This is a genomic window from Streptomyces oryzae, from assembly GCF_017676365.1.
Classification (GTDB): Bacteria; Actinomycetota; Actinomycetes; order Streptomycetales; family Streptomycetaceae; genus Streptomyces; species Streptomyces oryzae.
Genome location: NZ_JADKMA010000262.1, coordinates 1 through 8483 on the forward strand (window position 1 = coordinate 1; position 8483 = coordinate 8483).

Consider the following 8483-nt stretch of genomic DNA (forward strand, 5'->3'; position numbering starts at 1 on the left):
GGGGCTGGTCGGGGGCGTCGTCGCGCATCGAGGGTCCTCCAGTGCGCCCACAGGGCGAGTACGGCGGGGTAGACGGCGTAGCCGAAGCGGGATGCCGGCAGCAGCGCCATGGCCAGCAGCAGTCCCAGCGCGAGCCGGAGCGCGGCACCGCTCGCGTCCCGAGGTGGCCGCACCAGCAGCGAGCCGCCGGTCAGCAGGGCGGCCAGCGCCAGCCCGGCGACGGCGCAGAGGAACCCGGCCGGTCCGAGCGTCGCGAGCAGCCTGCCCGGCAACGGGGCTGCCGCCGGGGACGAGGCTTCCGCCAGGCCGAGCGGAAAGCGGACCGCGTTGGCCATCAGACCCGCCCCGTCCACCAGCGCGGGCAGCACGAGCCCGGCCACCAGCGCCGGCGCCGCACCGCCGAGGAGCCGCAGCACGGCCGGGCGGCCCGCACGCACCGCGAGGAGCGCCGCGACGACCGGAAGCGCGGGCCATGCCGTCGCCTTGAGAGTGCATGCCACGCCCAGCACGAGCCCCGACCGGCCCGCCGCGCCGCTCCCCGGGCGTCCGGCCAGCGCCAGGCCGAGGCAGACCAGGCCGAGCACTGGCAGATCCTCCCCGCCCACGGCCATGGGCAGCGCGACCAGCGGCGAGGCCGTCAGCAGCAGCGTGCGGCGGCCATGGGGCCCGGCCCAGGCAGACCTGCTCCAGGCGGACCGCACCCCGCATCCAGCCTCTTGGGCCCCACCATCCGCATACCGTCCTTCGGCGATCCGCAGGCTGAGGGCGACGGTGACGAGGAAGACGGCGGCGAACCCGAACCGGGCGTCCAGCCCGACGAGTCGCTGCGGCACGCCGAAGAGCGCCATGCCGGGCAGATAAGGGTTGTAGGCCGGGTAGTCGGCGCCGGCCAGCTGGTCGGGACCCAGATAGGGAGTGCCGCGGGCCAGCAGGCGGGCACCGGCGCGGTGGACGACGTGCACCTCTTCCTGCGCTGAGTCTGTGAACGCGAGCACGAGCAGCGGCACCACGGTCGCCAGCCCACCGCCGAGCAGCCGGAACCCGCCGGTCAGCAGCGGAGTCGGGCCGCGGCGCCACGGCCCGGCACGGCATGCGGCGCCGCCCCTCGCGTCGGACGCGGCAGGCCCGGCACGCCGAGCAGCCACCGCCGACACGCACGCCAACACGGCGTAGCCGCACGCCGCGAGTACGCCCCACACGCGGTGCGGCGGCAGCGAGGTCACGGCCGCGGTGAGGGCTGCGAAGACGGCACAGACGGCCCAGAGAGCGGGGGCTGCGTATACGGTGCGACGTGCGGCGGTCCTGTTCACCCCTCAAGCGAACCGCTGATCGCCGCCAAGATCACTACAGCCAGGTGCCGACTTCGGGTAGAGCCAGTGGGGTAGAGCCAGCTCTACCCCACCAGCTCTACCCCTCCAGCCGCCGCTCGGCGTCGGTCACGCCGACCGCCCTCACACGTACGGCAGTTGGGACCGGCCCGTCCGACTTGGCATTCGGCCGCCTCCGGTAAAACTTTGTGAACTGATTCACACCACCCTCTTGGCCGGGCGGCTCAACCCGTGCTGTGATGCGATCACATCCGGCTCGAAGGCGCGCTTGGGGAGGGCACTGTGGCGGACACCGCCATGTCACGTTCGGAAAGGCTGGATCCCACAGGTCCCGCGGGCCCCACTCGCCCTGCGGACTCCGCACACCCCGCAGGACCCACCGGCCCCGCAATCATCGAAAGCCCCTCACAACACGAGACCCGGCCCCCGGCGATGGGCCCCGACAGCCCGCTGGGCCAGGCCGTGTGGCGGCTGCGCTCGCGCGGCTGCTGGGAGGACGCGGCCGCACTGCTGGAACCGTACGCACACGCCCATCCGCAGGCGGCGGTGGGCCGGGCCGCGCTGTTCGTCGAGCGGTGCATGTACACGGCCGACGGCTGGGCGGCGGCCGAGGACGCGCTGCGCGTCGCCGAGGCGGTCGCACAGGTGGACGACGACCGCGGGGCAGCGGCCTGCGAGCGCGGCCAACTCGCCTACGCGGCCACCGTGCTGGGCGTACGCGACCGCACGGACGAGGCGCGAGCCGCGCTCGGCCGGGCCGCGGCACTGCTGGAGCCCAACGCCCCCGGCCGCGCCCTGCTGGACTTCCGGCGGGGCCTGCTGGCCGAGAACCTGAGCGAGACCCCGGAGTCGGCGCGCGCCGCGTACCGCAGGGCGCACGCGGGCGCGACCGCACGCGGGGACCTGCTGCTGTGCTCCTCGACGTGGCGGCATCTGGCGGGGCTGGCGGCGCGCGAGGGCGAACTGGCCGAGGCCCGCCACGGGTTCGCCGAGTCGCTGCGGCTGCGCGAGGAGCTGGGCTTCCTCGTCGGCATGGCGCCTGCCCTCGCCTCGCTCGCCGACGTACAGCCGGAGCCGGAGGCGACCAGGCTCCGCGAGGAGGCCGGGCGGCTGGTCCGGCTGCTGGGCGGGGTTCCGACCTGGCTCGCCGAGCGGCTGCCGAGCGCGGCCGAGAGCCGGCCGGAAAGCGGTGAAGGTCCCGAGGACGGGGCCGCGACGTCCGGCGAGGGCTGAGCCGGGCCGCGGACCGAGGCGGGTTCGGCGCCGCCGGTCATGTGGACCGGGCGTCCGGAAACACCGGCCAGCACCCCCGCGCTTCAGAAGTGCCCGCGCACCAGGCGTTCGACAGCGGGGAGATCCTGGTCCGTCAGCGCGTCGAGCAGGGCGAGGTGGTCGGCGGCCTCGGCGAGCAGGTCGGTGGTGCGGGGTGCGGGGGTGGCGCGGAGGGCGGACAGGTGCGCGCGGCGCTGCACGTCCTCGGCGACCGCGACGAGCTGCCGGTTGCCGGTCAGTTCCAGCAGGGCGCGATGGAAGGCGCGGTCGGTCTCGGCGTAGGCGGAGTGGTCACCGCACGCCGCCGCCTGCCAGGTGTCGTCGGCGAGCGGCCGCAGCTGGTCCCACTGCTCGGCGGGCTGGGAGCGTGCGAGCGCCAGCACGGCGGGGACCTCCAGCAGGGACCGGACCTCGGTGAGTTCGGCCAGGTCGCGGGGGCTGTGCCGGGCCACCCGGAAGCCCCGGTTGGGCACGGTCTCGACGGCGCCCTCACTGGCCAGCAGCTGCATGGCCTCCCGTACGGGGGTCGGCGAGACGCCGAAGCGTTCGGCCAGTGCGGGCGCGGAGTAGACCTCACCGGGGGCGAGTTCGCCGGAGAGCAGCGCGGCACGGAGGGCTTCGAGGATCTGGTCGCGTACGGAATGGCGCTGCGGGACCACCTTGGGGGCCGGTGGCTCGCTGTGGGTGTGCTCACCGCGCGCTGCCGCTTCCGCCCGCCGGGGCGTACGCCCCCGGGTACGCGGTGCCGACGGCGCGCCGGAGCCCCCCGCTGGGGCGCCGGCCCGGACCGCTGCCCGGACCGCTGCCGGGGGGACGGACGGTACGGCTGGCGGCGGGACGACTGCCGGCGCCGTGCGTGACTCCGCTCGACTCTGCTCCATAGGGCCCCCAGCACTCTCCGTACATGTCTTCACCAGTGCAGGCTGCCGTGCACCCTAGGCCGACGCGCCACGAGATCAAACCTCGGACCCAATCAGCTAAGGTAAGGCTTACCTGCTGACGATCGTCGATTCGGTGGTCCTCATGGCCGTGCCCACCCGCGCTCCCGCAGCCTCTGACGTCTCGCCTTTCCGTGCGGCGTACGCGCGGCTGACCGAGGTGTTCCCTTCGCTGGGTGTGACCGAGACCACGGCTCGTGAATCCCTTCCCGAGGGCTCCGGCTGGGTGCGCGCGAGCGCACTGGCGGAGGGCGGCGAGGCGCTGCAGGAGTTCCTCTCCTGGGACGCGGAGCAGATTCTGCGGGACTACGGACAGCAGGGCCGCCCGGATGTCGTGGCGAGCTTCGGGCTGCACCGCTACGCCTGGCCCGTCTGCCTGCTCGTCACCATCCCGTGGTTCCTCCAGCGGCGCGTGCCGCGGCTGCCCGTCGAGGCGGTGGCCTTCCAGCGTTCGCCGGGGCGGCTGGCCGTGCGTATCGAGGAGTTCGCGTGCCTGCCGGACGATCCCGCGGCAGCCGCGCCGGGCGCGCGCGTGGTGCCCGGCGAGGAGGCCCTGCGCGCCGAGGTGCGGGACGCCGTCGCCGCTCATCTCGGGCCCGTGCTGGCGGGGTTCAGGCCGCGGATGCGGCGCGGTTCGCGGGCGCTGTGGGGGATGGTCACCGACGAGATCACCGAGGGGCTGTGGTATCTGGGCCATCTGCTGGGCGAGGAGCCGCGCGCGATGGCGGAGGCGGAACTGCTGCTCCCCGGCTCGCAGAAACCATTCGCCCAGGGTGCGGGTTTCCGCCGGCTGACAGGTCCGGACGGTGCCGAGCTGACCACGCGGGACCGGGCGAGCTGCTGTCTTTTCTACACCCTCCGCCCGGAGGACACCTGCGTCACGTGTCCTCGAACGTGTGACGCGGAGCGTATCGAGCGGATGACCGTCGCGCGCTAGGAAGTTCGACCACAGCCGCCCCTGTCGGCCACCGATTCCCCCTTTTAGCGTTCTCTTCCGCTGAAACCCCTCGGAGGGCTGCCGCGCTGCCGTAAGGATGCTCGTCAACACGAAGCAAGCCAGAGCGCGAGCGCGGCACCGCCTCGCGCACGTACGGGCCCGTACGCGGCGCCCACGGCGTGCGCGCCCCGCGGCACCGCGCGGCAAGGGGCACACCCGATGAGACTGACCGACATATCGCTGAACTGGGTGCTGCCGAGCGCCGTGCTGCTCGCCGGCACCCTGACCGCGGTGCTGGTGATGGCGCGATCGCGCCGCCACGGCTCCCCCGCCGAGGGCGACGCGGCCACGGCACAGGGACAGCACGGACAGCCGGACTCCTGGGAGCGCATGGAGGAGCGGCGCCGCCGTAAGGAGACCGTGTACGCGACAGCCGCGTATCTGCTCCTCTTCTGCTGCGCCGCCGTCGCCGCAGCGCTCTCCTTCCACGGCCTGGTCGGCTTCGGCAGGCAGAACCTGGGGCTGGGCGGCGGCTGGGAGTATCTGGTCCCGTTCGGGCTGGACGGCGCCGCGATGTTCTCCGCGGTGATCGCGGTGCGTGAGGCCAGCCACGGTGACGCCTCGCTGGGGTCGCGGCTGCTGGTGTGGATCTTCGCGGGGGCCGCGGCCTGGTTCAACTGGGTGCACGCGCCGCGCGGCAGTGGGCACGACGGCGCGCCGCAGTTCTTCGCCGGGATGTCGCTCTCGGCGGCGATCCTGTTCGACCGGGCGCTCAAGCAGACCCGCCGCGCCGCGCTGCGGGACCAGGGCCTGGTACCGCGCCCGCTGCCGCAGATCCGCATCGTGCGCTGGCTGCGGGCGCCGCGCGAGACGTTCGGGGCCTGGTCGCTGATGCTGCTGGAGGGCGTACGGACGCTGGACGAGGCCGTCGACGAGGTACGCGACGACCGGCGCAGGCGCGAGCAGGAGCGGCTGCGCCGCAAGGACCAGGAGCGCCTGGACCGGGCCAGGGTCAAGGCCATCAACCGGCAGCACCGGCGCTGGAGCAGAGGCCGCGGCGAGCCGGCACACCGGGTGGAGGTGGAGCTCGGCGCACCGGGCACGGCACCGGCTCCGCCCGGCACTCCACCCGGCGCTCCGATCCCCACGGGTGAACTCCCCACGGACAGGCCGGCAGTGAGCCCTTCCTCCCTGCCGCGCGGCAGGCCCGCGTTGCAGGCCGTCGGGGACGACAGCACGCTCGCCCGTAGCGACATCGGACGGGACGGCGGCAGCCACGAGAAGAACGCCGCGAGTCCACGGCTCGACAGCCTGGAGGAGAAACTGGCCGAGATCGAGCGGCAGTTCGGCTGAGGCCGAGAAGCCCAGCGGCCGGGAAGCCGAGAGCCCGAGAGGCCGAAGCGCCGTCTCGCCGAGAGACGGAGGAACGGTGGCTGACCGGTGCGGTACGCGGGCGCGTTGCATGACGCCGACGCCGCGTACCGCACCGGGCCGTCCAGGGCAGTCCCGCCCGCAACTCACCCGGCAGCGGCGGTGCGCCGCGCGGACGCGGCCGGGAAGCCGTGCGCCCGGGCCGTGAGCACCACTGCCAGCACCGGCAGCATCAGCACCAGGACGCTCCACGGGAAGGCTCCCGTACCCAGCGCGTCCAGCAGCAACCCGCCGACGACGCCGCCTCCGGCCATGGCGGCGTTCCACAGCGTGACGAGCATCGCCTGAGCGGCGTCGGCCGACTCACCGCCCGCCTCCCCGACGGCCGTCTGCAGCAGCGTCGGTGCTCCGCCCCAGCCGAGTCCCCACAGGGCGACCGCACCGTACACGAGCGGCGTGCTGTCGGCGGCCACCGCCAGTACGGCTGCCGCGACGGCGACCAGGAGTGCGCCCCCGATCGAGAGGGCGCGCAGCCTGCGGGCGATGTGCGCGCCGACGAACCAGATGCTCACCAGGGAAGCGGCTCCGAACACCAGCAGCACGCGGTCGACCGAACCGCCCAGGCCCGCGTGGCCGAGGAAGGCGGCGATGTAGGTGTAGAGCACCGTGTGCGCCAGTACGTAGCCGAGCGTGACGACCAGGACGGGCGCCACTCCCCGGATGCGGAGGACGCGCAGCAGCGGCGTACGCGCCTCAGGGCGCTGTCCGGGGTAGTCGGGGACGGCAGCCGTGATCCAGGCCAGCAGCAGGGCGGTGAGCGCCGTCATGGCCCAGAAGGCGATCCGCCAGCCAAGCGCCTTGCCCAGGAACGTGCCGGCCGGGACGCCCAGCGAGAGGGCCACCGGGATGCCCGCCATGGCGACGGCGATGGCCCGGCCGCCCAGCTGCGGGGGCACCAGGCGGCGTGCGTATCCGGCCAGCAGCGCCCAGGCGAGCCCGGCGGCCACACCGGCGACGAACCGCGCGGTCATGGTGAGCGTGTAGTCGGTCGAGACGGCGGTGACGGTGTTGGCCGCGGCGAAGCCTGCCATCGCCGTCAACAGCAGCCGCCTGCGCCGCCATCCGGCGGTGAACGCGGTCAGCGGGATGGCCGTGAGTGCTGTGCCGATGGCGTAGATGGTGACCGTCTGGCCCATGGCGGACTCGCTGACGGCGAGATCGCTGCTCATCGCGGGCAGCAGCCCCGCGGGCAGCGTCTCGGTGAGGCTGGTGATGAAGACGGCGGTGGCCAGTGCCAGCAGGGCGGCGAGCGGGAGTCCGCTCCGCTCTTCGGGCCCGTGTGCGGCGGGAGTTTCGGACGCGGGGCCCGTCTCGGGGTGCGCACTGCGCGCGGTGTCGGTTCGCATGGCCGGTATGCTCAAACCCTCACATTGATGTGAAGGTCAAGCCGGAGCTGACCGGGGAGAGTGAGGGCGGCAGGATGCGGATCGGGGAACTCTCGGAGCGGACCGGAACACCTCGGCGGCTGCTGCGCTACTACGAGGAGCAGGGACTGATCGCCGCCGACCGCTGCCCCAACGGCTACCGCGACTACGACGAGCGGTTCGTCGACCGGGTGCTGCAGATCCGCGGGCTGCTCGACGCCGGGCTGCCCACCAGGATCATCAAACAGATCCTGCCGTGCCTCGACAAGCCCCGGGTGATCCACTTCCAGGACGCCACCCCGGAGATGCTCGCCACCCTGGAGGACCAACTGGCGCGGATGTCGGCGCGCGTGGAGTGCCTGGCCCGCAACCGGGACGCCATCGCCGCCTATCTGGAGGCGGTACGGGCCACCCGCGCCCCGGAACCGGAAGCCTGACCCCGCCGGCTCAGCCCTCCCACACGGCCACCGCCGTCCGGTCGCCCTCGTGCCCCTCGACGGCGTACTCGAGGTCGGCGAGGTATGCGGCCATCCCCGGCGGCGCCCCTTCAGGGTCCGCCCAGCGCGCCGCGAGCCGGTCGGCGAAGGACGCCTCGGCGCGCAGCGGCTCGGCCATCCCGGGGCCGCACATCAGCAGCACGTCGCCGGGCTGTGCGACGCAGGCGCGGAAGCGGAACGGCTCCGCGCCTGCGGCCTCCGGCGGCTCCGCCGGGGTGAAGCCGTCGCGGACGGCGGCGGCGCCCGCGGCCGGGTCACGGCCGAGCACGGAACTCTCCTCCGGAGCCGGCGACATGGTGGCCGCCGGCTCGACGTCCTGCCAGGCGCCGCCCCGCAGACGCAGCAGTCCGCCCGCGCCCGCACCGAAGAACACCCGGTTGCGGCAGCCTGGATCGGCGGGCAGCAACAGGCAGCGCAGATCCGCGGTGTACTGCTCGGGCTCCAGACCGAGGGCAGCGGCCTGCGCGTGCAGCCTGCCGAACGTGCGGTCCGTCAGCCGGTGCAGGCCGGGCTGGAGCGCGCTGTTGCGGCCCGCACGGATGTCGTTGGCAAGCCGCGTGCCGCTCCGGCCGATGGCCGCCCCGATCGAGTGACACACCTCGCGCGCGGCCCGGTGTCCGCCGGGCCCCGACCGGGCGCCCGCCGCTACGGCGACCAGCAGCACCCCGTCCTCCCCCGCGCCGAACCGTACGGCCAGCAGCGCGTCAGCCCGCAAC

8 protein-coding genes are annotated in these 8483 nt (G+C 74.1%); 4 read left to right on the forward strand and 4 right to left on the reverse strand.

Features of this window, described 5'->3' with window-relative positions; genetic code table 11:
* Window positions 1–1310, reverse strand: a 1310-nt coding sequence (locus tag ITI46_RS31660) for a hypothetical protein (RefSeq protein WP_209243378.1), incomplete at its 3' end; no start/stop codon positions are given.
* Between the two features lie 450 nt (window positions 1311–1760).
* Here ITI46_RS31660 and ITI46_RS31665 point away from each other — a divergent pair.
* On the forward strand, window positions 1761–2561 hold the full coding sequence (locus tag ITI46_RS31665; protein WP_209243379.1) for a hypothetical protein: 801 nt from the start codon (window positions 1761–1763) through the stop codon (window positions 2559–2561).
* Between the two features lie 83 nt (window positions 2562–2644).
* On the opposite strand, the gene ITI46_RS31670 is transcribed toward ITI46_RS31665, so the two are convergent.
* Window positions 2645–3481, reverse strand: coding sequence for a GntR family transcriptional regulator (locus tag ITI46_RS31670; protein WP_209243380.1), 837 nt, complete (start codon window positions 3479–3481; stop codon window positions 2645–2647).
* A gap of 142 nt (window positions 3482–3623) precedes the next feature.
* Here ITI46_RS31670 and ITI46_RS31675 point away from each other — a divergent pair, with 142 nt between their 5' ends.
* Both ITI46_RS31675 and ITI46_RS31680 read left to right on the forward strand, forming a co-directional pair.
* Complete coding sequence (locus ITI46_RS31675; RefSeq protein WP_209243381.1) at window positions 3624–4475, forward strand: (2Fe-2S)-binding protein; 852 nt, start codon at window positions 3624–3626, stop codon at window positions 4473–4475.
* A 219-nt stretch (window positions 4476–4694) separates the two neighbouring features.
* Complete coding sequence (locus ITI46_RS31680) at window positions 4695–5828, forward strand: DUF2637 domain-containing protein (RefSeq protein WP_209243382.1); 1134 nt, start codon at window positions 4695–4697, stop codon at window positions 5826–5828.
* A 164-nt stretch (window positions 5829–5992) separates the two neighbouring features.
* Here the strand turns inward: ITI46_RS31680 and ITI46_RS31685 are convergent, their stop codons facing one another.
* Entirely contained in the window at window positions 5993–7252 is a 1260-nt protein-coding gene (locus ITI46_RS31685; protein WP_209243383.1) for an MFS transporter, read from the reverse strand.
* A gap of 74 nt (window positions 7253–7326) precedes the next feature.
* Between ITI46_RS31685 and ITI46_RS31690 the strand changes: the two genes are divergently transcribed.
* The gene (locus ITI46_RS31690; protein ID WP_209243385.1) at window positions 7327–7707 is read left to right on the forward strand and encodes a MerR family transcriptional regulator; all 381 of its coding nucleotides are present in this window, start codon (window positions 7327–7329) and stop codon (window positions 7705–7707) included.
* Between the two features lie 10 nt (window positions 7708–7717).
* Here ITI46_RS31690 and ITI46_RS31695 read toward each other — a convergent pair.
* Window positions 7718–8483 (reverse strand): protein phosphatase 2C domain-containing protein (locus ITI46_RS31695; protein WP_209243384.1); only part of this gene is annotated, 766 nt, incomplete at its 5' end.

What these genes read in the sequence shown, in the direction of transcription:
- ITI46_RS31665 (WP_209243379.1), top strand. Translation starts at nt 1,761, where the DNA reads ATGGGCCCCGACAGCCCGCTGGGCCAGGCCGTGTGGCGGCTGCGCTCG.
- ITI46_RS31670 (WP_209243380.1), bottom strand. Translation starts at nt 3,481, where the DNA reads ATGGAGCAGAGTCGAGCGGAGTCACGCACGGCGCCGGCAGTCGTCCCG.
- ITI46_RS31675 (WP_209243381.1), top strand. Translation starts at nt 3,624, where the DNA reads ATGGCCGTGCCCACCCGCGCTCCCGCAGCCTCTGACGTCTCGCCTTTC.
- ITI46_RS31680 (WP_209243382.1), top strand. Translation starts at nt 4,695, where the DNA reads ATGAGACTGACCGACATATCGCTGAACTGGGTGCTGCCGAGCGCCGTG.
- ITI46_RS31685 (WP_209243383.1), bottom strand. Translation starts at nt 7,252, where the DNA reads ATGCGAACCGACACCGCGCGCAGTGCGCACCCCGAGACGGGCCCCGCG.
- ITI46_RS31690 (WP_209243385.1), top strand. Translation starts at nt 7,327, where the DNA reads ATGCGGATCGGGGAACTCTCGGAGCGGACCGGAACACCTCGGCGGCTG.